Raw genomic sequence first — 26981 nt, 5'->3', positions numbered from 1 at the left:
TTCTACTTAACAAGTATTTTTTATTTTTAAATTTTGTACTTTTAATAACCTATAAAAGGTTTAGTGCATATATATTACACTATAATTTTCATATTAAAATATAGATTGATTTACATTGGGGGGATAATTAAATGAAAAACAAGAAAAATAGTAAACTTTCAAAAAAACTTATACCAATTATTATACTAATGATTATGATACCTGTGTGTATTGTTGGAATAATTTCTATTCAAAAATCACAAAACATATTAAAGCAAAACTTAAATATAACGAGTTCTCAAACTCTTAATGAAGTAGATAAAGGATTCTCTAAATATATGAATGTACTTACTAACCAGTTAGTTATGATTACATATAATGATGACATAAAAGATCTAAGTTCTTTAGAAAATGCACGTGAGGGAGATACTCATGAAGATATAGCTGAATATGTACAAGCTTTATTAAACTCAGTAAAAACAACAGCTCCAGAAGTTTTAAATGCATATTTTGCAGGAGAATACGGTGAATTAGTTTCAGATAGAGCTGTAGTTAATATAAATGACTTAGATTATAAGTCAAAAGAGTGGTATACAAAGGCTAAGGAGGCTGATGGTAAAACTGTTTATTTAGAACCATTTAAAGATAGTGTAACAGGAAAATTAGTTTTTACAATAGCTCAAGCAGCTAAAGGATATAACGGCGAATTTATAGGGGTAGTCGCTTTTGATATAACAGTAGACAATTTGGAAGAATATGTTAAAGATATAGGACTATTAAAAACCGGATATGTTATATTGGTTGATCAAGATGGAAATATAATAGTAAATAATGATAAGAATAATGTTATTAAAGAAAAACTTAGTGAATTAACAATTTGGAATAGTATATCTTCAGAAGAAAAAGGAAATTATGAATATAAAAATGGTGGAAAAACTGTTTATATTACGCATCAAAGCAATGAAAATACTGGATGGAAACTTGTTGGATTGATAGATAATGAAGAAATACTACAACATACAAGGATAATAAAAACAACAATATTTATTACAGTGTTACTGTGTATAGTTTTAGGAAGTATATCATCAATTTTTCTTATAAACATTTTACTTAATGAAATTAAAAAATTAAATACATCTATAGGAAAAGTGGCAAAAGGAGATTTTACAGAAAGAATAAATGTTACTATGAATAATGAACTTGGAGAACTCGGAGATAACTTCAATTTCATGTTAAATACAGTATGTGATCTTATGAAAGATGTTGAAAGTACATCATCTAATCTATTAAGTGCCTCTTCTAACATATTTAATATGTCTGAAGAAACAACCTCTTCAGTTTCAGAAGTTTCAAGTGCAATAGAAGAAGTTTCTGCAGGCGCTACTAGTCAAGCACAAGCAGCTCAAACAGTTTCTGAAAGTGTTGATAAATTAGATATAAAAATAGACGAAGTGGATAGTCGTACTAATACTATAAGTGTTTTATCTAACAAAGCTGAAAATTTAAGTTGCGAAGGATTAAAAATATTAAATGAATTAGTAACTAAATCTAAAAAAACAACTGAAAATTCTCTTAAGTCTACAGGAATTGTAAATGAAGTGACAGAAAGTATTGAAAGTATTAATTATATTTCAAATGTTATAGCAGGCATAACTGAACAGACAAATCTTTTAGCATTAAATGCAAGTATAGAAGCTGCTAGGGCTGGAGAGGCTGGAAAAGGCTTTGCAGTAGTTGCTGAAGAGATTAGAAAATTAGCTGAAGAATCTAAAAATTCTACTGATCAAATAAAATCTATTATTAATCAAATAAATAATAAAGCAGTTGCTGCTAGTGATGCTATGATGGAAAGTACTAAAATGCTTAAAGAGCAAGACGAATCTGTAGAAGAAACTAAACAAATATTTAATAATATAGTAGACTCTATAACAAATTTAACAGCAGGTATTAAACATATAAAAAATTTAAACGAAGAAATGAAGACTGATAAGGAAAAGGTTAAAGATCAAGTTGAAAGTATATCTGCGGTTTCAGAAGAAACAGCTTCAATATCAGAAGAAGTTACAGCTTCATCAGAAGAAGTTACTAGAACAATGGATGAATTAACGGAGTACGCTAATGTTCTACAAGATATAGCTAATCAATTAAAAGATAATATAGATAAATTTACATTAATCTAATATGAACAACTCCTTAAAATATAAATACATTTATATTAATGAAGTATTTTATTTTAAGGAGTATTTTATGCTTATTTTAAGTGATAGTGAACTATTATTATTATCAAATTTTATATATTTAAATTTGGATACTTTTAAAGAAAAAAGTGTAAAAAAAATAATAAATGATATCTTATATAAAGGTAAACTTAATCAAGCTATATTAACAAATGGTGAATGTAAAGAGGTAGTAAAAAAAAGTGAATGGATATCAATTATAAAACAAATTCATAGCAATTCTAATTTAATGAAACTAAAAATTGAATATATAGAAACAGATACTAATGGAGTAAAGACTGCTACTTTTATTTATAAAGATAGTATAACTGTAGTCTTTAGAGGTACAAAAACTTTATATGAATGGGGAGATAATGGACAGGGAGCTTATAAAATAGATACCTCTGAACAAATTAGAGCATTAAATTATATAAATAATATTCCATATAAGAATATAGTAGTTACAGGGCATTCAAAAGGTGGAAATAAAGCTAAATATGTAACACTTTTATCTGATAAAGTTAGTAAGTGTATTTCCTTTGATGGTCAAGGCTTTTCTAATGAATTTATTAATAAATATGAAAATAAAATAGAAAAGAACAAAAATAAAATAACATCCATTAGTGCAAAATATGATTATGTTAATTGCCTTCTTAATCCAGTTAGTGAAAGAAAGTTATATATAGATACAGAATTTCAAAAAAATCCATTTTACTATCACAAAGCAGGTATAATGCTAGATGGTAATGGAAATTTAAGAGAAGAGACAGGGCAATGTTTTTTTTCAAATATTATAAATGATTTTTCAACTTATGTAATTTCAGAATTACCAGAACCACATAAAAGCTTTGTTATAAATAGTTTAACTGTAATAGTAGAGTTATTTTTATGTGGAAATAGCATAAATAAAAATATACTAGAAATAGTAAAAGGAACATTATTATTATTTGATTATACAAAACATTATGAATTAAAAAATGAATTTTCTATAGCGTATAATTTACTTTTAAGTATTACATTCCCACTTATATTTTGGAATGATTTTATCAAAATAGAGGAAAGCAATTCTAAAGAAAACTTAGAAAATACATTATTAAAAATTAAGAACTATCAAGATAATATAATTTTTAAACTTAAAAAATTAGGCATAGAGGGAGAAAAAGTAGCAATTATTATTGAGAATGCTACTAATAAATTATTATACAAATTTAAAGATATTTAGTAATAAGTAAAGAATAATCCATATTTACCGATAATAATATGGATTATTTTTTATTTATTAGATTAATTTTACTTATTGAATTATATTTTTACATAGTTTAGATCAATTGTAAGATTAATACTAGCTAAATTTGCATTGAAAAATGAAAGGGGAACAATTATGCGAATAAGTTACAAAATTTATAGTGGAAGTACACGTGCTACTGTACTCTCGGTATTAAGTGGGATTTTTAAAGCAATAGCTTTAACATTTTTTATAGGAAGTATTGGAGTATTTTTTATAGATAGTGCTTCAAGTAATATGGAATTTTCAGATAAAATAATATTTATAGTTGTTACTATTGTATGTTTTATTTTAGGATTATTTTTAAGTAAAAAAGCTGAACAATTAGGAACAATTGATTTTGAAAAAAAAATTAAAAAAGATTTGAAGTTTGCAATATCTATGGGAAAGCAAAATCCTGAGAATGTAGAATTATATATGCAATTAAATTCAGAATATAATGAATACATGCAATCAAGAGGATTTAATATACAAAACTTTGTAGAAACTGAAACTCAAAAAACTAAAACTGCAAAAAAAAGATATGCACTATTTTTAGCAGTACTTTTTATAATATCAATCCCTGTTATTATATTTATTGGAAATAAGGAAGGTACAAACCCAGCTGGAGAAGAAGAAAAATATCAAGAATATGTAAAGTTAAATAATGATATATTATGGAGATTTGATGCTTCAGTTACTCCTTATGTAGAGCAATTTGGGAATGATGATAAGATTATAATTCCTAAAAATGAAATTTCAGGAATTACACCAGTAGTCGAAGGATTTTTTAGTGATTTAGATAAAGTAAAAAAGACAGCGACTAAAAAGCCTAAAACAGATGTTGATGAAAATGCTATAGCATTAGCTGATGAAACAAAAAAGACATATGATATTATTAATGAAGTTTGTAAATATTATAATGATAAAGAATATAAAAATGATAATCTATCAAGAGCACAGGAACTTCATGATAGATATATGGACCAAATAGAAGTATGGTATTATAAATATATGCAGTTTTCAGAAAAATTAGGGCCTATGGCTATTAAAATAATGAGTAAAGATTTAAATACATATAAAAAAAATGGACAAGATTTTGAATATTATACATTAAAACTATTAATTGATAGTGAAGCGCTTAAGAATTATATGAAAGACAATAAAATTGATGATACAAACGTACTCTCAAGTGATTTAACACAATATAAAAATTTATTAAATACTTTAAATGAAACTTATGATAAATATAAAGTTTACTCAAAGGATAAAAAGAATTCTATTCATTTAGAAGCTTTACAGAAAGATTCTGATTCTTTTGTTAGAAGTGCCAACAGAATACTTGAAGTAGTAGATAAACAAGATTTAAGTGCAGGAATTGTTCATACACCGGGAATTGTATATGCTGAATCAGAACCTTCACCAGTTGATGATTTAAGTTATTACTTAGATCGTATGATATCAGATTATAACAGTTCTATAAACTAATAGATATAAAAAATAAAACATAATTCATATACATAATAATTAAAATTAAAAAGAATCTTTACATATTATATGAAAGTTTATTTAAAATAATAATTGTGAGAATAAAAGGTGAGATAAAAATAATATCACCTTTTATTTTTTATCTAAATAACCAATAAATCTTATCTTTTGAAAATATAAAACCTAGTTTTTTTTGAAGGTTTTTTGAAGCTATGTTACCATCAATAACTTGTCCATAAATATATCTATTATCATCTAAAGCTTTATTTGTAGCTACACTTTGAAGCACTGAAGCAATTCCAATGCCCCTATACTCAGGTAAAACTTGTAACATACCTATTGAACCTTCTTCATGAGTACCTATAAATCCACACAATTTATTATCAATAAAAGCTCCAAACATAGTGTTGGATTTTAAACGTTCATATATGTAAGTTTCTTTTATAAGATTAATCTTAGAATAATTTTTAGTTATAATATCTTTATACTTTTCGCTAAGAGATTTAATTTTAATATTAGGATTAAAGATTTTTAGTTTTTCTTTTTTTATATAAACTGTATTATTACAAATCATTTTATTAGTAAAATTAAATTTTTTATAAACCAATTCCAGAGAGTCTTTTTGATGTACTACTAATATTTTTACATTATCAGGGATTTTATTAACTATTAAATTAGCAGTTTCATAATCTTCTGCATACATCATATGTATTTTAGATAACTTATCAAATATTAATACTCCAAAATTTGATGCAAAAATAATCTTAGCACTTTCTCTTCTTATACACTCAAGCATATCTACATTTAGTAGAAAGTTTCTTTCTAAATCTATTCTCCAATCTAGAAATTAATACATATACTTTATTTTATAATTATAGCATTTTTGAATTTGTGGAAAATATATGTACTAAACTTTATTAAAAGTATGATACTATAATTAATATAAAAATTATAGAGAAATAGAGGTATATTAATATGTCTGATTTAAATAAATTAGTAAAACCCAAATTAGTAAGTTTTCTAGAAAAAGATATAGATCTTCATGACTTAATTGTTAATGAAAAAGAGATTTTAAATAGTTCAATAAAAAATTGTTTATTAGATTCTATAAATGAAGAACGTGTAGAGATTAACGGGTGTATTTTCGAAAATGTTGTATTTGACCAGTGTTTGTTTAAACGTGTAGATTTATTAGATTGTGTATTTAAAAATTGTGATTTATCTAATATAGATTTTTCAGAAGGAAGTATATATAGGGTTGAATTTCAAAATTGTAAATTAACAGGAAGTAATTTTAGTGAATGTAACATACAAAATGTTCTTTTTAAGGAGTGTTTATGTACGTATTCTAATTTTTCATATTCAAAAATGAAGTTAATAAATTATGATAAATGTAACATGAATAATGTAAGTTTTTTTGAGTGTAATTTTAATAAAATAGCATTTAGTAGTTGCAATTTAGTGTTAGGGGATTTTACTAATACTCTACTAAAAGGAATAGATTTTACAGACAGTGATATTTCTTCAATTATACTGACAGGCAAAGAATTAAACGGTGCTATAGTATCACCAATACAGGCTATGGAACTCGCTAAAATATTAGGGGTTATTATTAAATAAAATAATAACTGTAATTGATCATAAAACTTTTAAAAGGAGAATTTAACATGCGAGAATTTAAAACAGGTAGATACAGACACTTTAAAGGAAAAGAATATGAAGTTATTGATATCGCAATTCATAGTGAAACTAGAGAAAGATTTGTGGTGTATAAGGCTCTATATGGAGATTTTAATACTTTTATTAGACCTTATGATATGTTTATGAGTAAAGTTGATAAGAATAAGTATCCAGGTATCACTCAAGAGTATAGATTTGAATATATTGATAAGTAATAATTAGATGTTTATCATGAAATATAATAGTGTAGTATAGCTTTGGAACTATATATTTTATACTAGCATTTATATATGTTTTCTTTTTCGAAAACTATTTAGTATTAATTATAATTTAAATATAATCATATGTTTTAGATTTATAACGTGTGTATATTATAAAAACTTTAGATAACTAATTAACAGAGTAGATAATTATATATAATATATAGATTTTATAATGTATAATTAAATCTGATATAATTAATATGGTAATATTTAAATAATATGTACATATGAATAAGTTAAACATAAGAAAGTTTAATGTTAAGTAAAAAAACTAAGGAGCTGATTTTTTTAATGAGTAAAGTTATTGTTATTGGAGCTGGACCAGCAGGAATGATGGCCGCAATAACAGCTGGGAAAAAACATGAAGTAATATTATTAGATAGTAATGAAAGAATAGGAAAAAAACTTTTTATAACTGGAAAAGGAAGATGTAATGTAACTAATGCAAAGGATATATCTGACTTTTTTGATTATATACCTGGAAATCCTCACTTTCTTTACAGCTCACTATATACTTTCACTAATGATGATACAATGAAATTTTTTGAAAATGAAGGTATCAAATTAAAGATTGAAAGAGGAGATAGAGTATTTCCTGAATCTGATAAATCTTCAGATATAATTAGAGGATTATCTAATGCATTAAGTAGATCTAATGTGAAAATTAAACTTAACTCAAAGGTAACAGATATAAAATATAAAAATAATAAAATAATATGTGTTGAAATAAATAATGAAGAAACAATTAAAGGGGATTACTTTATTATCGCAACTGGTGGAGCATCCTATCCTTTAACTGGTTCAAGAGGAGAAGGACAGGAATTTGCTAAAAAACTAGGACATAAAATAGTTAAATTAGTTCCATCATTGGTTCCAATAGAAATAAAAGATCATGTGACTAAAGAACTTATGGGATTATCTTTAAAAAATGTTGAAGTAACAATAAAAGAAAATGGTAAAAATGTATATACTAATTTTGGAGAGATGTTATTTACTCACTTTGGTTTATCTGGGCCACTTATATTAAGTGGAAGTAGATTTATAAAAAATAGTGATAAATCCTACAAAATTTATATTGATTTAAAACCAGCATTAAATATTGGAGAACTTGATAAAAGAATACAAAAAGATTTTAAAAAATATTTAAATAAAGATTTTAAAAATTCATTAGACGAATTATTACCTAAAAAGTTAATTCCTTTTATTATTAATTTAACAGGCATTTCTGAAGATAAAAAAGTAAATGAAATTACAAAAGAAGAAAGAAGAAAGTTAGTTGATACTATAAAAGGTATAGAATTAGAGATTAAAGATCTTAGACCAATTGCTGAAGCAATTGTTACAGCAGGCGGGGTAAGTACAAAAGAAATAGATCCTTCTACAATGAAATCTAAAATTATTGATAATCTTTCTTTTGCTGGGGAAGTTATAGATGTTGATGCCTTTACTGGAGGGTATAATGTTCAAATTGCATTATCAACAGGATATATAGCAGGTGACAATGTTTAATGATTAATTAAGAAAATATTACCTTGTTTGAGATAATAAAAAATTATATAATCGTATTAAAGGTTTTAAAATTAAAAATTTTATAAAAATTAGAAAAGAGGAACAGATTTTGAGAATATCAGTAGCAATAGATGGACCAGCAGGTGCAGGTAAAAGTACAATAGCTAAATTAGTAGGTAAAGAATTTAATCTTATGTACATAAATACTGGAGCAATGTATAGAGCAGTAGCATTAAAAGCTAACGAAAAAGGGCTGGTTTCAAGTGATGTTAATAAAATATGTGATTTAATAAGTACTATGGAAATGCATTTTGAAAATGATGATTTAATTTTGAATGGTGAAAACATTCAGGATAAAATAACTCTTCCTGAAATAAGCAATATAGTTTCTTCTTATGCATCAATATCAGAAGTAAGAGCTAAACTTGTTAAACTTCAAAGAGATATGTCTAATAAATTTGATGTTATAATGGATGGAAGAGATATAGGAACTGTTGTTCTGAAAAACGCAAACTTTAAATTTTTCTTAACAGCTACACCAGAAGAAAGAGCAAATAGAAGATATAAGGAATTACAACTTAGAAATATTGAGTGTTCATATGATGAGATATTAAAAGATATTATAGATAGGGATTATAAAGATACTCATAGAGAAGTAGATCCACTAAAAAAAGCAGATGATGCTATTGAAGTTGATACTACAGGGCTTAATATATCTGAAGTAACAGAAAAAATCAATTCTTATATAAGACAAAAAATCAAAGCATAAAAATGCTAAGGAGAATATATTAATGAGTGAAATAATTTTAGCAAAAAATGCTGGTTTTTGTTTTGGAGTACAAAGAGCCGTAGATGAAGCATTAAAAATACAAAAACAAGAAGGAAAAAAAATTTATACACTTGGCCCTTTAATACATAATAATGATGTAGTGGACTTATTAAAACAAAATAATATCTATTCTATAGAGTTAGAAAATATAAATAGTTTAAATCCTGATGATATCATTGTTATAAGATCTCATGGAGTATCAGAGGAAGTTATAAATTCTTTGAACAAACTTCAATTAAAAGTTGTAAATGCTACTTGTCCTTTTGTAACCAATATTCAAAAAAAAGTAAAGAAATATTCACAATTAGGGTATACTATAATAATACTTGGTGATTCTAATCATCCTGAGGTTGTAGGTATAAATGGTTGGTGTGAAAATAAAGCTATTATTTCTAAGAATGGTGAATTAGAAGGTGATATTCCTCACAAGGTTTGTGTGGTATCTCAAACAACTGAAAAAGTTGAAAATTGGGAAAGGTTAATTAAAAATCTTTCTACAAAAGTTAAAGAATTATTAGCCTTTAATACAATATGTGCTGCTACAGAAGTCAGACAAAGAAGTACAAATAAAGTCTCAAAAGAAGTAGATTGTATGATAGTTATTGGAGGTAAAGAAAGTTCAAATACAACTAAACTTTATCAAATTTCTAAAAATAATTGTGAAAATACAATACACATAGAAAATGCTAAAGAGTTACCTAAAGATTTTATAAAAAATAATATAAATAGAATAGGAATAACTGCTGGTGCATCTACACCAGATTGGATTATTAAGGAGGTAATTGAAATTATGAATAACGAACAAAATATTAACTGTGATGATCAATTATCATTAATGAATGAACTTGATAGAAGGTTTGTAATTGGTGATGAAGTAGAAGGGGAAATTCTTTCAAAAACTAATGATTCTATAATAGTTTCATTAGTAGGATATAAAATAGATGGGGTTATTCCTTTTAATGAATTAACATTAAAAGAGGAGCCTGCAAATATAGTGGAAAACCTTAATGTGGGAGATAAAATAAAAGCAAAAGTTATAAAATTACAAAATTCTGATGGATATGTTGTTTTATCAAGACTTGAATATGAAAAAGAAGAGGCTTATAAAGAACTTGAAGTTTTATTTAATGAAGGAAAAACTTTTAATGTAACTATTAAAGAGGCCAGAGAAAAAGGACTTGTTGCATATTATAATGGTGTAAGAATATTTATACCCGCTTCACAAATTGATACTAAATTTACTAAAGATAAAGAAGAATATGTTAATAAAACTTTAGAGGTTAAACTAATAGATTATTCTGTTGATAATCATACAAAAGTAATAGCCTCAAGAAGAGTTTTATTAGAAGGTGTTAGAGCAGAAGAAGAAGCTAAAGTATGGGAATCATTAAATATTGGAGATGTAGTTAAAGGTGAAGTTAAAAGATTTACTTCATTTGGAGCATTTTTAGATGTTAATGGTATAGATGGTTTATTACATTTATCACAAATATCATGGAATCATGTTAAAAACATTGAAGATATACTAACAAAAGGGCAAGTTATTGAAGTTAAAATTATTGATTTAGATAAAGAAAATAAAAAACTGTCTCTAAGCAGAAAAGAATTACTTCCAAAACCATGGGATAACGCAAAAGAAAAATATCCAGAAGGATCTATTGTATTAGGTAAAGTTGTAAGAATAAATGATTTTGGCGCATTTATAGAGTTAGAACCAGGAGTAGATGGTTTAGTTCATATTTCAAAAATTTCACATAATAGAATTCAACATCCATCAGAAGTTTTAACTGTAGGGCAAGAAGTTAAAGCTAAAATTTTAGAAGTAGATGAAGAAAATAAAAGAGTTAGTTTAAGTATAAAAGATATTTAAATTTTGTACTAAATGAAAAAGAACCTAAATATATTTATATAGAGGTTCTTTTTTGTTTAACTTGTAAATAAAAAACTTCTTTAGTATATTTGAAATTGACTATAATAAATAAAAATAATATACTTTACTTATTATAAAAGTGAGGAAATTTTTATGCTTATAATAGAAAAATTATCATTAATGAATATAAAACACTTAAAAAAACTACAAAAGCAAAGTGAAAATATATATAATAAAGATTTTTTTGAAGACTATAATACTCAATCATTTATTATTCAGTATCTAAAAAGAAAAGAAGTAAAGTTATTTAAATATAAGGACGAATATATAGGGTATATATGGATAGAGTCTCCTATAGATACAACAGCAAAAATTTTAGCACTTTATATAAATGACGCGTATATTAATATAGTAAAAGAAGAGATTATAGAAATCTTTAGAAATAAGCCATTAGTATTTGATGTAATGGATAATCATTTAAATTATGAAATAATGAAAAAATTAGGTTTTAAAGAATTGAAAATAACTTCATTGATGAAAATTAAAATATCAAATCAACATAAATCTTATTTAGGAAATAAATTTAACTTTAAAAATTTTACTAAAAAAGAAGATGAAAAACTAAGATGTTTTATTCAAAATTCTGTTTTTCATGAAAATGATAGAATTCCATTAGTTCCATATGATATAAAACTAGAAGAACAAGAAGATTACTACATAGATAATTTATGTGTGTTTGTAATGGAAGAAAATAAAGCAGTAGGATATGGTCAGGTTATTTTACGGAATGGATTATATACTATAGTTAATGTAGGCATATTAGAAGAATATAGAGGCAATGGTTATGGAGAAATGTTAATAAGGTACTTACTGTATTTATGTTATAATGAAAATATAAATGTAGTGGCTATAAATGTAGATTCTAACAATTATAATGCAATATCATTATACAAGAAAGTAGGATTTGATGAGTATGGGAAAATAACAACTTGGGGTAAATAGACTTAAAAAGATAAGCAATATTTAATTAGGGGGATACACTATTAATGGAAAGTAAAATAATTTGGGATAATAGTTCTAACGTAGTTTATGGAGAAAAAATTCATTTTAATAGTAAATTAGAATTTATTCAATATGTTAAACTTGAACACAAAAAAATTAATAAATACGATTGCTATGTAGATAACATAACATTACAAGTTTATATAATTACCAAGAACGGTATAACACCAAACAGTATTGTACCGATTTCAGATACCGATATAAAGATAGTAACTATGTATAGTGGAAACTTTGCAAGTATGGAAGGATTAAGTGGAAATTAATTGATAAATAATCTAAAAAATGCTTTGAATTTTAAAAATATCATTTAAACATAAAACTGAATATTAGTTTTTATCTAAACTAAAAATTAAAGAGTAGCAATTTATTATATGTATGTTTTGCTACTCTTTATGTATTTTTAAAAATTGTATGTTTTTTATTTACAAGATTATACAATATAAGATAATAAATGTTAAGACATTATGTAGAGTATGTTAAAAAAATAGACTGAAATGTAATACATTGAAAAAATATAAATAATTGTATAGGTTTACTAAAAGCGAAAAATTAGATATACTATACATGTAAACAGTTTCAAAAAACAGAAAAAGCATTATTATATTCTTAAGTTAAGAAAGGGTGAAAGCGCTATTGGGAAATTTAATAAAAATTGCTATGTATGCAGAAAGAAGAAATAGAAATGGCTTTATAAATAGAGAAATCTTAGAAGAACATATTTATAAATATAATAAATGGTTAAAACAAACTAATAGAGAGGATAAGATAGAAAGTTATGAATACTTCTTACAATCTCATTAATTATTTTTAAAAGTAGGTTAAACTTATTGTTTAATCTACTTTTAATTTTATAAAAATATAATTTATATAACTATTTAACAAAATAATTTATTAAAAACATAATGATTAACATTGATAAGCTTTAATTTATATAATATATTTGTTATAATACAACAAGATGAATTAAAAAATTGGAGGAACAAAAATGACTTTTAATATAAATGAAAAAAGTAAAATTAAAGACACTAAAAAAACCTTCTTTATTACTACATTCGGTTGTCAAATGAATGAAGAAGATTCAGAAAAACTTTCAGGAATGTTAAAGAGAATAGGATATACTAGTACTGAAGTTAGAGAAGAAGCCTCAATAATATTATTTAACACTTGTTGTGTTAGAGAAAATGCTGAAAATAAAGTATATGGTAACCTTGGAATGTTAAAAAAATTAAAAGAAAAGAATCCAGAATTAGTTATCGGAATATGTGGCTGTATGATGCAACAAAAAGGCATGGCTGATGAAATTCTAAAAAGATTTCCTTTCGTTGACATAATTTTTGGAACACATAACTCGCATAAATTTCCAGAATACTTGAATAGAGTACAAACTGAAGGAGTACAAGTTAAAGAAATTTTAAATAAAGAAGAAAAAATAGTAGAAGGTCTTCCTATAGATAGAAAGAGTAGTGTGAAAGCCTTTGTTACTATAATGTACGGTTGTAATAATTTTTGTACATATTGTATAGTCCCATATGTTAGAGGAAGAGAAAGAAGTAGAAATCCGGAAGATATAGAAAATGAAATTAAAGAATTAGTATCTAAAGGTTATAAAGAAGTAACTTTATTAGGTCAAAATGTCAACTCATATGGTAAGGGATTAGAAAATGAAATTACCTTTGCTGATCTTCTAAGAAGAATCAATAAAATTGAAGGGCTTGAAAGAATTAGATTTATGACATCGCATCCTAAAGATTTAACTTTAGATGTAATTATAGCTATTAAAGAATGTGATAAGATTTGCGAACAAATTCATCTGCCTGTACAAAGCGGATCGAATAGACTACTTAAAGAAATGAATAGAAATTATACAAGAGAACAATATTTAGAATTAGCTAAAACTATAAGAAACGAAATTCCAGATGTAACATTTTCAACTGATATAATAATTGGATTCCCAGGAGAAACAGAAGAAGATGTTGAAGAAACTATAGATTTAGTTAAAGAAATTCAATATGATGCAGCATTCACATATTTATATTCAAGAAGAAATCATACACCAGCAGATAAGATGGAAAATCAAATACCGGAAGAAGTTAAACATGAAAGATTCAACAAATTAGTTAAAGTAGTAAATGAATGTATTGCAAAAGGAAATAAGGCGGCAGAAGGTAAGATTTATGAAGTTCTAGTTGAAGGTGTAAGTAAAAATGATGAGAATAAATTAACAGGAAGAACTAGGAATGCAAGATTAGTAAATTTTGATGGATGTACAGAATTAGTAGGGAAGTTAGTTAATGTGAAAATTACTAAAGCTAATTCGTTCTCATTAATTGGAGAAATTGTAGAGTAGAGTAAATAAAAAATAAGATGGTATATTAAAAATTATATACTGTCTTATTTTTTAATTTTATTTTTATACTTGTTAAGAAAAATATTATATAAGATTAGCAATGTAAAATTACAAATATAAATCTACTAGAGCATAAATATTTACTTAATTATATCTTCAAAAGAACAATTTATAACTTTTTGAAGATCGTTGGGATTCATCTCAATTTGATGACCTATTTTACCACCACTAAATACTATTGTTTCAAAACATAAAGCTTCTTCTTGAACAAAAGTTTTGAATTGTTTTTTCATACCAAGTGGAGAACAGCCACCCCTTATATAACCTGTTATTTTATTTATATCTTTAACATGAATCATTTCTATATTTTTTTCACTGGCAACTTTACTAGCTTTTTTCATATCCAATTCTTCGGCAACTGGAATTACAAAAACATAAAATTCTTTGGAATGGCCTTGTGTTACTAAAGTTTTGAAAACTTGATTAACATCCTTATTTATTTTATGTGCAACTACGACACCATCTATTTTACCATCCTTATTTTCATAATTGTAAGTTTGATATGTTATATTATTAGTATCTAAAATTCTCATAGCATTAGTTTTTGTTTGAGCCATAAATTTTTCCTCCTTTGAATTAAAAAGTATTATAAATCATATTTTAGATTTAATTGATATTTTATTCTTCTTAAATAAATTATACATTATAATTGCTTTTTCAATCAAATTTTTGATTTTTTATGAATTTTATAGGTAAAAAGTATTTTCCATGTGTTTATATTTTGCAAATTTGTATATGTTTCAAAAGTAGTTTTATGTGCTTTTTTTAAAAGTTAAATTCAAAAATTCATCAAAATCGATATCGGTGTTTTGGAATAATTAGGGTTAATTTTTAGTAAACTTTAGGATATTATAAAAGTTTAAGTTATATAAGTTTTATTGATAATTCAAATCAAAACATCGTTTTAAAAGATATTTCAAAGTATATTTTGATGCAAAGTTATATATAGATTGTTAATATATAAAACTTAATCTTAAATTAATAAACAGTTAGAATAGATTGAAATTACAAAATAAAATATAATATAAATTAATTTACTATATAATAAAAAATAGTTAATTTTAATGAAGGTAATAATCAAGCTAAAAACAATTAAATAGTATAATTTATATAAAATTTGGATATAATATTAATAAAAAAGCGTAAAATTATTTCGGGAAATGTATATTTCCCGAAATAATTGATAAAAAATTCATTTATTGTTATAATATATTTAAATCTTGTAAATAATAATAAGATTTAAATATATTTCAATTATGGAGACAAAAAATGAATTATGATATTAATATGTTTAAAAACAATGATCTACCAGATTCAGTTATAGATTTCTTAAATTATTTAGAAACTATAAAAAACAAATCACAAAATACAATTAGTGCATACAAAAAAGATTTGACTATATTTTTTAGATTTATAATGTTGTATAAAGGAATGGTAAAAAATGAAAAACTAGATTTCGATGAAATAGATATAACATCAATTGACGATGAATTTTTAAAATCTATAAAGCTTAGAGATTTGTATGCTTTTATGTCTTTTGTTGAAAAATATAGAGAAAATAGCAGTTATGCTAGAGCTAGAAAGGTAGCTACGTTAAAATCTTTTTTTAAATTTCTTCAGGGAAAAGCAAAAATAATAACTGATAATCCAACTACTGAGCTTGAATCACCTAAAATAAATAAAAGACATCCTGTTTACCTTACATTAGAACAAAGCTTACATTTGCTTGAATCTTTGGATAAAAGCAATAAAAATTATGCTCGTGATTATTGCATTTTAACTTTATTTTTAAATTGTGGAATGCGTCTTTCAGAATTATGCAGTATAAAAACAGATAGGATTAGAAATGATACGTTAACTATTATAGGTAAAGGAAATAAAGAACGAACTGTTTATTTAAATGAAGCCTGTTTAAAAGCAATAAATAATTATAAACAAGTTAGAGATGATTCTAAAGCTTTATTAGAAAATAAAAAATTCTTATTTTTATCCTCAAGAAATACTCCTATAAATCAAAGAACTGTTGAAATAATGATAAAGAAACATATAACTAATGCCGGTTTAACAGATGCTAAATATACCCCACATAAATTAAGACACACTGCCGCTACCCTTATGTATAAATATGGACAAGTAGATATAAGAAGCCTTCAAAACATTTTAGGACATGAAAATATATCAACAACTCAAATTTATACTCACGTTGATGATGATACATTGAGAGAAGCTGTAAAATCAAATCCATTATCAAAATTATAGTGCTACTCTCCTACTATAACTTTGATAATATTATCTGCAGAAATAAAGCCTAATTTATTCCTGCAGATAATACTTTTTTAAAATTACTTTACATAATATTTATACTGTAATTAATTTTATACTTTATTTCATAAATATAGATTTTAAATAAAAAGTAATCTCATCTTTATACTATAAAAATAATCTTTCTTAATAAATAATTTATAGTACTATATTATTGGATTTCCATAAAGCTTTTTAAAATTCTCAACATATTTAGAATCATTTCCTTCGTATATTATAAGTGTATCCCCTTTTCTAAAATAATAAGGTTTAGTTTTAAAATTCATTGCTTTACCATTTATCGTCATACCATCTTTTGATATAGTTTTAATATCTGCATCTAGTTTATCACTAGAATCATATTCATAAACATAAACATAATCATTTCCAAGTTTGTATACTGTTTCATTTCCAGTAAAATAAGCTTTTTTCCCTTCAAGAGCTTCTTTGATTTCATAGCCAGCACTTACTATATCATCTTTGAAGTTAACTGCAGTATATTTGATATTTTCACCTACATTTTTAGCTCCTTCTTTTACATCTTCTCCAACTTTTTTAACATCTTCACTGGTTTTTTCTGCATTATTTTTAATATTATCTGTTGTTGAATTTTTACAACTAATAAATGTTGAAGATGATAACATAACTAGTAAAGCTAATGCCAAAACGGATTTTCTTTTCATATCAGCACCCCTTCTTTTAATTATAGTTCTATGATAGTTTGTGTTTAAAAATTATATATATACTTAGTTTGTTCTTAATATTCTTTTAATTATTTTACATAATATTTATACTGAAAACTAAAAGAAAATTTTGGAAAATAAAAAAGGTGAAATAAATTTAATTTATTTCACCTTTTTATCTATATATTTTAATAAATATTATTTTTTGCTTTTAAATCTTCTAACCCCTGGATATACTTCCTCAGTTAATTCATCTATACTTTCTTCATCAAATAAATCAGTATCATCTAAATATTCAATATGATCAAAAGCATCTTCATATTCCACTTCTTCATTTGTTTTAATTTCATTTACATTAAAATCCTTTGAATCAATAAATTTAGAATATAAAGCTTTTAAATCAACATTGCTTTCTTCAAATTCTTTTAATTGTTCATCATCTAAAGATGATTTCAAATTATTTAAAAATTCTTCTTCTAATATTTTATTTTCTTCTTTTGTTTTTGCAATATCTTCTATCTTTATCGCTTTAGTATCTATACCATCCATTTCTAAGCATTTACCACAATTATCACATAATTTATTTTGATATATATCACAATAATCATCGTCAGTATATTTATTTTTCATTTATAACACCTCTATTTCTATTCTGAAATCGTCATTATATTATATCAAAACCATTGATTTAACGCAAATTTTAGTTTATAAATTTAATACAGAACATAAGTTTGTTATATAAGAAAAGCTATGATATAATAGCTATAAGATAGAGAGGTGTAGCGTAACAATGATAGAGAGTAAAGATAGGCAATCAGAAATATACGAATTTTTAAAAACATATACAGAAAATAAAGGATATCCTCCTTCAGTAAGAGAAATATGTGAAGCTGTTTCATTGAAATCAACTTCAACTGTACATGGTCATCTTAAAAGATTAGAAAAAAAAGGACTTATTAAAAGGGATCCAACAAAACCAAGAGCATTAGAGATAGTAGAGCTTGCCAATTCAAAAAAAGAAATGATTAATATCCCTATCGTTGGGAAAATAACAGCTGGTATGCCAATACTTGCAACAGAAAATATAGAAGATTCTTTCCCTATACCACTTGATTATATAAAGCATAATAATGAATTGTTTATGTTAAGAGTATCTGGTGAAAGTATGGTTAATGCAGGCATTAGAAATAATGATCTTGCTATTATAGAAAGTTGTAATAGTGCATTAAATGGAGATATTGTAGTTGCATTAATAGATGAAGAAGCAACTATTAAAAGATTTTATAAAGAAATTGATCATATTAGATTGCAGCCTGAAAATGATTCAATGGCTCCAATCATAGTTGATGATTGTAAAATTCTTGGAAAATTAGTTGGAATATTTAGAGCATATTAATAAACTCACATAACTAGGCTATCTCAAAAACATCTTAGATTTGAGATAGCCCTATATTTATTATTTTACATCTAAAACTTTACTTAATCCTAATAAAACACCTATTTTACCATGATCAAAGTTTAATCCACCTTGGATATATGCAATATATGGTTCTCTTATTGGACCGTCAGCTGATAATTCTATTGTTGAACCTGAAATAAATGCACCAGCGGCCATGATTATTTCACTATCATATCCTGGCATTGCCCAAGGTTCGCATACTGCAAAAGCATCAATAGGTGATCCTGCTTGGATTCCATTACAAAATTGAATTAACTTTTTAGGATCGCCAAATTCGATAGCTTGTATAATATCTGTTCTTTTATCTGTTGAAGCTGGAAAGCCTTTAAATCCTGCAAGTTCCATTACTCTTGCACAAAATATAGCAGTTTTAACTGCTTCTATAGATACATGAGGTGCAGAGAATAAACCTTGATATAAACTTCTCATTAAGCCATAAGTTGCACCGTACTCCCCTCCTATTCCAGGAACAGTTAGTCTATAAGCGGCTTGGTCAACATAATCTTTTTTCCCAACTATATATCCACCGCCTGGTGCAATTCCACCACCTATATTTTTCATAAGTGAACCTGCCATAAGATCGGCTCCAACTTCTGTTGGTTCAATACTTTCTATGAATTCACCATAACAGTTATCAACAAATATTATTACATCTTCTCTAATTTCTCTTATATGTTTAATAACTTCCTCTATTTCTTCAACTAAAAATGATTTTCTTGAAGCATATCCTGTACTTCTTTGAATATGTATTAATTTTATAGTATTATCATTTTTTAATGTATTTTTTATTTCATCAAATTTAAATTTCCCTTGTTCATTTAATGCTATTACATCCGTTTGTATTCCATACTCATCTAAAGAACCTATATTTTTCTTATCAGTTAATCCTAGAACTCCAAGCAATGTATCATAAGGCATGCCAGAAACACATAGTATTTTGTCTCCTGGTCTAACATTTCCCATCATAGCTGCTCCAATAGCATGAGTACCACTAACGAAATGCGGTCTAACTAATCCAGCTTCAGCTTTAAAAATTCTAGCATATACTCTGTCTAATGCATCTCTTCCTAAATCATCAATTCCATAACCAGTTGTATTAGTAAAATGAGAATCACTTATTCTTTCATCTTGAAATGCTTTTAAAACCTTAAGTTGATTATACTCTCTTATTTGATCATATTCTATAAATATTTCTTCAGTATCCTTGATAGCTTGTTTATATAATTTGAACGCCTCTTCATTAACATTATAATTATTAATTAAGAATTCTTCTGTTTTCTTTAACATATGTCTTATTCTCCTCCTAGGTGTAAGTAACTATATTTTGTCAAAAAGAAATAGGCAAAATTATTGCCTATTTACTAACTTTCGTTATCTACAAATAAAATGGGTTTAGCTGGAGTTACTGTTGTTATTGCATGTTTATATATAAGCATTTGATTTCCATCTGAATCCAAAATAACAGTAAAACTGTCAAAGCCTTGTACAAACCCTTTTAGTTGAAATCCATTTGAAAGATATATTACAACAGGGATTTTATTTTTTCTTGCACCATTTAAAAAAATATCTTGTAAATTATTTTGTTGCTTATTCATCAAACTATAGTTACCTCCATTGCATTATTATTTTTCTTTAACAATATTATAACCCTACTTATTACTTATGTCATCAACAATTTTAGCTAATATTTCCTCATCTGATAACTTATCTTTATCTAAGAAAATACATCTTGGATCTCTTCTAAACCAAGTTAATTGTCTTTTAGCATAATTTCTAGAGCCTTGTTTTATTAAATTTATAGATTCTTCTAAAGATATTTTATCTTCTAGATAATAAAGTATTTCTTTATATCCAATTCCTTGCATAGATTGCATATCTGAAGTATATCCAAGTTTTTTAAGTTCTATGCACTCATCTATCAATCCTTGATTTATCATAATATCAACTCTTTGATTTATTCTATTATAAAGTTTTTCCCTATCCATTGTTAATACATAATAAAATACATCATAATCTGTTCTATAGAATTCATCTCCAGCATTATATGAACTAAATGGCTTTCCAGTAGTTTTAAAAACTTCTAACGCTCTTATAACTCTTTTTCTATTATTAGGATGAATAGAATTAAAACTTATAGGATCAATTTCTTTAAGCATAGCATGAATATAATTATTTCCATGCTCATTAGCTAGATTTTCTAAATGAGTTCTATATTCTTCATCTTTTTCAGATTCAGTAAATGTTACATTACAAGTTAAAGAGTTTATATAAAGTCCAGTTCCTCCAACTATCATTGGAAGCTTTCCTTTAGTTATAATTTCATTTAGTGATTTTTCTCCTAATTCTTTAAAATCAGCTACTGAAAACTCTTGTTCTGGAGAGATTATATCTATCATATGATGCTTAACATCTCTCATCTCTTCTTTTGTAACTTTAGCAGAACCTATATCCATTTGCTTATATATTTGCATCGAATCCGCTGATATAATTTCACCATTTAATTTCTCAGCAAGTTTTATAGAAAGTTCTGTTTTTCCTACAGCTGTAGGCCCTCCTAGAACTAGTATCTTCTGTTTCATTGAATCATTCCTTCTATAATTAATTATAAACTTTAAACTATACGCCTAAATTTTTTATCTATATCTGTACTAGTAAATTGAACTATCGTAGGTCTTCCATGTGGACAGTGAAATGGATCATCTATATATCGTAGTTCTTCAATTAATTTAGCCATTTCAAGCTCATCTAAAGAATCATTTCCTTTAACAGCTGACTTACAAGCCTTAGTTGCTATTGCATTATACTTAACTTCAGTTGTTTTTCCACTTCCTAAATTTTTAAGATTATCTATTATATCTAAAAATAAACTTTTAGGATTAAGCTTTCCTAAGAAATAAGGAACTTCTTTTAATGCAATAGATGTTCCACCAAACTCATCTATTGTAAACCCAGCACTTTTAAATACATCTTTGTTTTCTTCAAAATAAGAATAATCATCAATGCTTAAATCAATAAGTGTTGGAACCATTAATGGTTGTATTATAATTTCTCCAGCACTTATCTCCTTTAGATATTTTTCAAATAATATCTTTTCATGTGCCGCATGTTGATCAATCATATATAACGTTCCATTATGTTCTCCTAATACATAAGTTTTATTATATTGACCAATTATTCTTATTGCAGGAAATTTAGGAGTTCTTATTATATTATCAGATTTAGTTATATAACTATTTGTATTTTCCTCTACAAAATTTGGTGTATGATTTTCAGTATTTATATTATCACAATGCTTAGATATTGTATTATAAGTGCTTAATGTACTTTCTTTATTATCAGGTATTATTAAAGATTCTTCACTAATAAGTGTACTTTTTTGCACTTTAGAACACATGTTCCTTTTATTATTTTCTAATTCTAAATCATTATGGTCGTTTTTTAAGTCAATAGGAATATTACAAATGGTTTTTTCTTCATCTTCATGATAAATTTCTTTATTATTTTCTCTAATTGAGGTATTCACTATATCTAATGATGTTTTATTAGTAAAAGAACATTTGTTCGCTTGAACTTTTTCCTTCTCTTCTTCTATCTTAAAAGTTATCTCTTCAATAGTTAAATCATTTTTTTTAGTTTTAGTCTCATTTTCTTCTGGAATAGCAAATGTATCAAATATCTCTTCTTTTAACGCTTTATGCACTATACCAAATATTTTTTTGAAAATAAATCTTTCATCATTAAATTTAATTTCTGCTTTTGTTGGATGTATATTAACATCAATGTATTCTGGATATATCTCAACAAATAATATAAAGAACGGAAATTTATTTGAAGTTGAAAAAGATTTAAATGCTTGTTCTATAGCAATTCCAAGAGGCCTATTTTTTATATATCTATTATTTACAAAAATACTTTGATTATTTCTAGATCCTCTTGCTATCTCTTCTTTACCTACATATCCATATATCGTCACAAGATCAGAAGTATCTTCAAAATATACTATGTTATCAGATATACTTTTATTATATATTGTTCTTATAACATCTTTAAGATTTCCACTGCCATAAGTATGAAGTACCTTCTTACCATTATTAAATAATTTAAAACTTATATTAGGATGAGATAATGCTATCCTGGTTATAATATCTGTAATTAAAGAAGCTTCCTTTGAGGTTGTTTTTAAAAACTTCTTTCTCGCTGGTACATTAAAAAATAAATCGCTTACTTCAATTATTGTACCTTTATTGATTCCACATTCTGTTACTTCTGAAAAATTGCCACCTTCAATTGAAATTTCATATCCATATTCTTCAGTTTGTTGTTTTGATTTTAGATTAACCTTAGATACAGAAGCTATTGATGGAAGAGCCTCTCCCCTAAACCCTAAAGTACTTATACTATATATATCTTCTGATATTTTGATTTTGCTAGTAGCATGAGGTAAAAAAGCTTTAGATATATCATCTTTATAAATGCCATCTCCATCATCTACTATTCTTATAAGATTAATTCCACCTTCTTCTATTTCAATTAATATATTTTTAGAATTAGCATCTATAGAATTTTCAACTAATTCTTTTACAACTGAACACGGTCTTTCAACAACTTCACCTGCTGCAATTTTATTTGCAGTATCTTCATTTAAAATATTAATCCGTTTCATATAATTAACCTCCTTCCATTTATATTTTATACAATCTCTAAATACATTAGTTTATTTATATAAAATCTAAGATAAATTTTTATATTAAAACCTACAAGTTGTATACTAAAAAATTACTGCTATTTTGAAACTTAATTTAGAACGTTAATTATTAAGCTTCTTAGCTTCACCAACTAATTTATATAGTATATTCATAGCTTCCATTGGATTTAATGTTAATATATCAACGTTACTTAGCTCTTTAAGAAGTGCTTCTTTTTCCATAAATTCAAAGTCAAGTTGTATAGTATCTGAATTAGATTTCTTTTTATTCTTATTATTAAAATTATCTTTTGAATTTTCTAAGTGAATAAAATCTTCTTCCTTAATTGAATTTGAATTCTCTATTTTTTCATTTGTAATTGGAGTTATAACTTCTCTCTCATATACAGAATCACAAGCTATTTCTTTTTTATTAGTTTCTATTTCTGATATATTGTGTATATCAGAAATATCAAATGTATTTTCTTTTTCTAATCCACTAAGAATTTCTCTAGCTCTATATATAACCGTATCTGGAAGTCCTGCAAGTTTTGCAACCTCTATACCATAAGATTCATCTGCACCACCTTCAACAATCTTCCTTAAAAAGATCACACTATCTTTCATTTTCTTAACAGCGACAGAATAGTTCTTAACTCCTGGTATAACCCCTTCAAGCTTTGTTAATTCATGATAATGAGTTGCAAATAATGTTTTGCATTTTAAGTTTTTATTTCCTGTTATATATTCAATAACTGACCAAGCTATTGAAAGTCCATCATATGTTGAAGTTCCACGTCCTACTTCATCTAATAATACTAAACTTTTAGATGTTGCATTTTTTAAAATATTAGACACTTCCCACATCTCTACCATAAATGTTGATTTACCACCTGCTAAATCATCAGATGCACCTATTCTAGTAAATATTTTATCACATATTGATATATTAGCTGAAGAGGCTGGTACAAATGAACCTATTTGTGCCATTAGAGTAATAAGTGCAACCTGTCTCATATAAGTTGATTTACCTGCCATATTAGGACCAGTAATTAATAAAAGTTCTTTATCTGTTTGATTTAATGTAGTATTATTAGAAACAAACTCACCTTTTCCAATTACCTTTTCAACAACTGGATGACGTCCCTCTTGTATGTCAATTAATCCATCTTCATTAATTTCTGGTTTAACATAATCATTTTCAAGTGCCACTAATGCTAACGTAGAAATTCCATCTAAACTTGATATTATTCTAGCACTTTTTTTAAGTCTTGCAATTTCGTTTTCTACTTTATCACGAATTTCAGAAAATAAATCGTATTCTAAATTTATAAGTTTTTCTTCTGCACCTAAAATTTTATCTTCCATTACTTTTAGTTCTTCAGTTATATATCTTTCTGCATTAGCTAAAGTCTGCTTCCTTATATATCTTCCCTCAGGAATAGAACTGTAATTAGATTTTGAAATTTCAATGTAATATCCAAATACTTTGTTATATCCAACCTTTAATGATTTGATTCCCGTAAATTCTCGTTCTCTATTTTCAAGTGCTACAATCCATTCTTTACCATGAAGTTTACTTTGACGTAATTCATCAATAACTTCGTTATATCCATCTTTTATTATATTACCTTCTTTTATACTTAAAGAAGGATCTTCCTTAATAGAATTCTCTAATAAATCTTTGATATCAGATAACTCATCTAATTCATTAAAATATTCCTTTAAAAGTTCAGAATTAGCATATTTTAATAGTTCTTTAAGAGAAGGTATTCTTTCTAAAGAAGCTTTAAGAGAAAGCATATCCTTAGCATTTACATTTCTGTTAGATATTTTACCAACAATTCTTTCTATATCATATATTTCTTTAAGAGAACTCCTTAAATCTTCATTAAAACTTATTGAGTTAAATACCTCTTCAACCCCTGTTAATCTTTTTTCAATCTCAGATTTAATTATCAAAGGTTCTTCTATCCACTTTCTTAAAGTTCTTCCACCCATAGATGTTGCACTTTTATCAAGTACCCATAAAAGGGAACCTTTTTTACTTTTTTCCCTTATACTTTCAGTAAGTTCTAAGTTTCTTCTTGAATTACCATCTATACTCATGTAGTTTACTATTTCATATTGTTCTAATAAATTTATATTAGTTAAACTCATTTTTTGAGTTTCGTATATGTACTTAAGTAATACTCTACTAGTAATTTCTCTTTCTTCAGTTAATCCAACAACTTCCATATCAGAAAATTGTTCTATAAGTTCTTCTTTGCTAACTAAAAATTCCTTAAAATTTTTCTTTGATATAAGTGCAGAACTTACTGCTTTTATATCTTCAATAAATTCCTCACTTAAGGTTTCGTCTACTAAAATTTCTTTAGGGGCTACTTTTGAAATTTCATCTAATAAGCTTATCTTTATATTATCAAATGAAGTTACTTTAAATTCCCCAGTACTTATATCAGAAATAGCTATGCCTATTCTATCGTCATTTATATATAGAGACATTAAATAAGTATTATCATTTTCTAACGTACTATTAGCATCTATAAAAGTACCAGGTGTAACTATTTTAACAACTCCTCTTTTAACAATCCCTTTAGATTTCTTAGGATCTTCAAGTTGCTCACATATAGCGACTTTATATCCTTTATTTATAAGCCTTGGAATATAAGCAGCTGCAGCATGATGAGGTATTCCACACATAGGGGCCCTTTCTTCAAGTCCACAACTTTTCCCTGTAAGTACTAATTCAAGCTCACGAGAAACAGTAATAGCGTCTTCAAAGAACATTTCATAAAAATCACCTAATCTATAAAATAAAATACAATCACTATATTCTTCTTTAGTTTTCATGTATTCTACCATCATTGGCGTTAAAGCCATAATAAATTTCCTCCTTTAGTAATAATCTTACTTAACTAAATAAGATTATTTTAAAATTTTATAACGTATTTAATATAAAGAATTAATTATATTAGTTGTTCATTATAATATATAAATCGCTTTATTAATAATTAATTACTCTATTTAAATAAGAAATTCAGTTTTATTTTATCATAGGGGGAAGTAGTAAGCAAAACTAAGATTTTATTTAATCTTTTATAACAAAAATTTACTATATGAAAATCATCTCAAAAATCTAATTTAAACTAACATTTATTTAAAAGCTAAATAAAGGACTACCTCAAATAACTAAATACGTTTTTGAGATAGTCCTTTTCAAAGTCATAGAGGTTAATTAGTAATATAAATTACAGTAGGTTTTAAAACCCATTATATATTTTGAG

At 25.5% G+C, this 26981-nt stretch carries 23 protein-coding genes; 14 read left to right on the top strand and 9 right to left on the bottom strand.

What is annotated here, in order from left to right:
- Positions 1–131 precede the first annotated feature (131 nt).
- The 3 genes from ACYUET_RS04050 to ACYUET_RS04040 all read left to right on the top strand — a co-directional run bounded on the left by ACYUET_RS04050 (position 132) and on the right by ACYUET_RS04040 (position 4947).
- The gene (locus tag ACYUET_RS04050; protein WP_460277960.1) at positions 132–2159 is read left to right on the top strand and encodes a methyl-accepting chemotaxis protein; all 2028 of its coding nucleotides are present in this window, start codon (positions 132–134) and stop codon (positions 2157–2159) included.
- 67 nt (positions 2160–2226) lie between these two features.
- A complete protein-coding gene (locus tag ACYUET_RS04045) occupies positions 2227–3417 on the top strand; it encodes an Mbeg1-like protein (RefSeq protein ID WP_460277959.1) in 1191 nt (396 codons plus the stop codon).
- A gap of 159 nt (positions 3418–3576) precedes the next feature.
- Positions 3577–4947 carry a DUF3829 domain-containing protein gene (locus ACYUET_RS04040; protein WP_460277958.1) on the top strand — a complete coding sequence of 457 codons (1371 nt, stop codon included), beginning with the start codon at positions 3577–3579 and terminating at the stop codon, positions 4945–4947.
- A 139-nt stretch (positions 4948–5086) separates the two neighbouring features.
- Here the strand turns inward: ACYUET_RS04040 and ACYUET_RS04035 are convergent, their stop codons facing one another.
- Positions 5087–5743, bottom strand: coding sequence for a GNAT family N-acetyltransferase (locus ACYUET_RS04035; protein ID WP_460277957.1), 657 nt, complete (start codon positions 5741–5743; stop codon positions 5087–5089).
- 179 nt (positions 5744–5922) lie between these two features.
- On the opposite strand from ACYUET_RS04035, the gene ACYUET_RS04030 reads away from it, so the two are divergent.
- The 9 genes from ACYUET_RS04030 (at position 5923) to miaB (ending at position 14507) form a co-directional block, all read left to right on the top strand.
- On the top strand, positions 5923–6567 hold the full coding sequence (locus ACYUET_RS04030) for a pentapeptide repeat-containing protein (RefSeq protein WP_460277956.1): 645 nt from the start codon (positions 5923–5925) through the stop codon (positions 6565–6567).
- A 47-nt stretch (positions 6568–6614) separates the two neighbouring features.
- The gene (locus ACYUET_RS04025) at positions 6615–6842 is read left to right on the top strand and encodes a DUF1653 domain-containing protein (RefSeq protein ID WP_460277955.1); all 228 of its coding nucleotides are present in this window, start codon (positions 6615–6617) and stop codon (positions 6840–6842) included.
- A 339-nt stretch (positions 6843–7181) separates the two neighbouring features.
- Positions 7182–8399, top strand: coding sequence for a BaiN/RdsA family NAD(P)/FAD-dependent oxidoreductase (locus tag ACYUET_RS04020; protein WP_460277954.1), 1218 nt, complete (start codon positions 7182–7184; stop codon positions 8397–8399).
- Between the two features lie 109 nt (positions 8400–8508).
- Positions 8509–9168 carry a (d)CMP kinase gene (cmk, locus tag ACYUET_RS04015; RefSeq protein WP_460277953.1) on the top strand — a complete coding sequence of 220 codons (660 nt, stop codon included), beginning with the start codon at positions 8509–8511 and terminating at the stop codon, positions 9166–9168.
- A 22-nt stretch (positions 9169–9190) separates the two neighbouring features.
- A complete protein-coding gene (locus ACYUET_RS04010; protein WP_460277952.1) occupies positions 9191–11098 on the top strand; it encodes a bifunctional 4-hydroxy-3-methylbut-2-enyl diphosphate reductase/30S ribosomal protein S1 in 1908 nt (635 codons plus the stop codon).
- Between the two features lie 153 nt (positions 11099–11251).
- Positions 11252–12100: a GNAT family N-acetyltransferase gene (locus tag ACYUET_RS04005; RefSeq protein WP_460277951.1), complete on the top strand. Its 849-nt coding sequence runs from the start codon at positions 11252–11254 to the stop codon at positions 12098–12100.
- A 44-nt stretch (positions 12101–12144) separates the two neighbouring features.
- Positions 12145–12423 (top strand): hypothetical protein, encoded by a 279-nt coding sequence (locus ACYUET_RS04000; protein ID WP_460277950.1) that lies wholly within the window; start codon positions 12145–12147, stop codon positions 12421–12423.
- A 370-nt stretch (positions 12424–12793) separates the two neighbouring features.
- A complete protein-coding gene (locus ACYUET_RS03995) occupies positions 12794–12961 on the top strand; it encodes a hypothetical protein (RefSeq protein WP_460277949.1) in 168 nt (55 codons plus the stop codon).
- Between the two features lie 184 nt (positions 12962–13145).
- Positions 13146–14507, top strand: a complete 1362-nt coding sequence (gene miaB, locus ACYUET_RS03990; RefSeq protein WP_460277948.1) for a tRNA (N6-isopentenyl adenosine(37)-C2)-methylthiotransferase MiaB — start codon at positions 13146–13148, stop codon at positions 14505–14507.
- A gap of 140 nt (positions 14508–14647) precedes the next feature.
- Here miaB and ybaK read toward each other — a convergent pair whose 3' ends face one another.
- Entirely contained in the window at positions 14648–15124 is a 477-nt protein-coding gene (ybaK, locus tag ACYUET_RS03985) for a Cys-tRNA(Pro) deacylase (protein ID WP_460277947.1), read from the bottom strand.
- Positions 15125–15836: 712 nt separating this feature from the next.
- Between ybaK and ACYUET_RS03980 the strand changes: the two genes are divergently transcribed.
- Positions 15837–16826 carry a tyrosine recombinase XerC gene (locus ACYUET_RS03980; RefSeq protein WP_460277946.1) on the top strand — a complete coding sequence of 330 codons (990 nt, stop codon included), beginning with the start codon at positions 15837–15839 and terminating at the stop codon, positions 16824–16826.
- A 209-nt stretch (positions 16827–17035) separates the two neighbouring features.
- Here ACYUET_RS03980 and ACYUET_RS03975 read toward each other — a convergent pair whose 3' ends face one another.
- Together ACYUET_RS03975 and ACYUET_RS03970 are read right to left on the bottom strand one after the other, a co-directional pair.
- Entirely contained in the window at positions 17036–17551 is a 516-nt protein-coding gene (locus tag ACYUET_RS03975; RefSeq protein WP_460277945.1) for a YtxH domain-containing protein, read from the bottom strand.
- A 198-nt stretch (positions 17552–17749) separates the two neighbouring features.
- Positions 17750–18181: a hypothetical protein gene (locus ACYUET_RS03970; protein ID WP_460277944.1), complete on the bottom strand. Its 432-nt coding sequence runs from the start codon at positions 18179–18181 to the stop codon at positions 17750–17752.
- A gap of 160 nt (positions 18182–18341) precedes the next feature.
- On the opposite strand from ACYUET_RS03970, the gene lexA reads away from it, so the two are divergent.
- Entirely contained in the window at positions 18342–18947 is a 606-nt protein-coding gene (gene lexA / locus ACYUET_RS03965; RefSeq protein ID WP_460277943.1) for a transcriptional repressor LexA, read from the top strand.
- A gap of 60 nt (positions 18948–19007) precedes the next feature.
- Here the strand turns inward: lexA and ACYUET_RS03960 are convergent, their stop codons facing one another.
- From ACYUET_RS03960 to mutS, 5 genes are all read right to left on the bottom strand, one after another.
- Positions 19008–20297 carry a methionine gamma-lyase family protein gene (locus tag ACYUET_RS03960; RefSeq protein WP_460277942.1) on the bottom strand — a complete coding sequence of 430 codons (1290 nt, stop codon included), beginning with the start codon at positions 20295–20297 and terminating at the stop codon, positions 19008–19010.
- A gap of 74 nt (positions 20298–20371) precedes the next feature.
- A complete protein-coding gene (gene hfq, locus ACYUET_RS03955; protein WP_460278238.1) occupies positions 20372–20605 on the bottom strand; it encodes an RNA chaperone Hfq in 234 nt (77 codons plus the stop codon).
- Positions 20606–20659: 54 nt separating this feature from the next.
- Positions 20660–21589, bottom strand: a complete 930-nt coding sequence (gene miaA / locus ACYUET_RS03950; RefSeq protein ID WP_460277941.1) for a tRNA (adenosine(37)-N6)-dimethylallyltransferase MiaA — start codon at positions 21587–21589, stop codon at positions 20660–20662.
- Between the two features lie 32 nt (positions 21590–21621).
- Positions 21622–23673 carry a DNA mismatch repair endonuclease MutL gene (mutL, locus tag ACYUET_RS03945; protein ID WP_460277940.1) on the bottom strand — a complete coding sequence of 684 codons (2052 nt, stop codon included), beginning with the start codon at positions 23671–23673 and terminating at the stop codon, positions 21622–21624.
- Positions 23674–23817: 144 nt separating this feature from the next.
- The gene (gene mutS / locus ACYUET_RS03940; protein ID WP_460277939.1) at positions 23818–26577 is read right to left on the bottom strand and encodes a DNA mismatch repair protein MutS; all 2760 of its coding nucleotides are present in this window, start codon (positions 26575–26577) and stop codon (positions 23818–23820) included.
- Positions 26578–26981: the final 404 nt, after the last annotated feature.

Source organism: Clostridium sp. CTA-5, assembly GCF_054768135.1.
The sequence above is the reverse complement of the archived record's forward strand: the minus strand, read 5'-3'. Positions and strand labels throughout refer to the sequence as shown.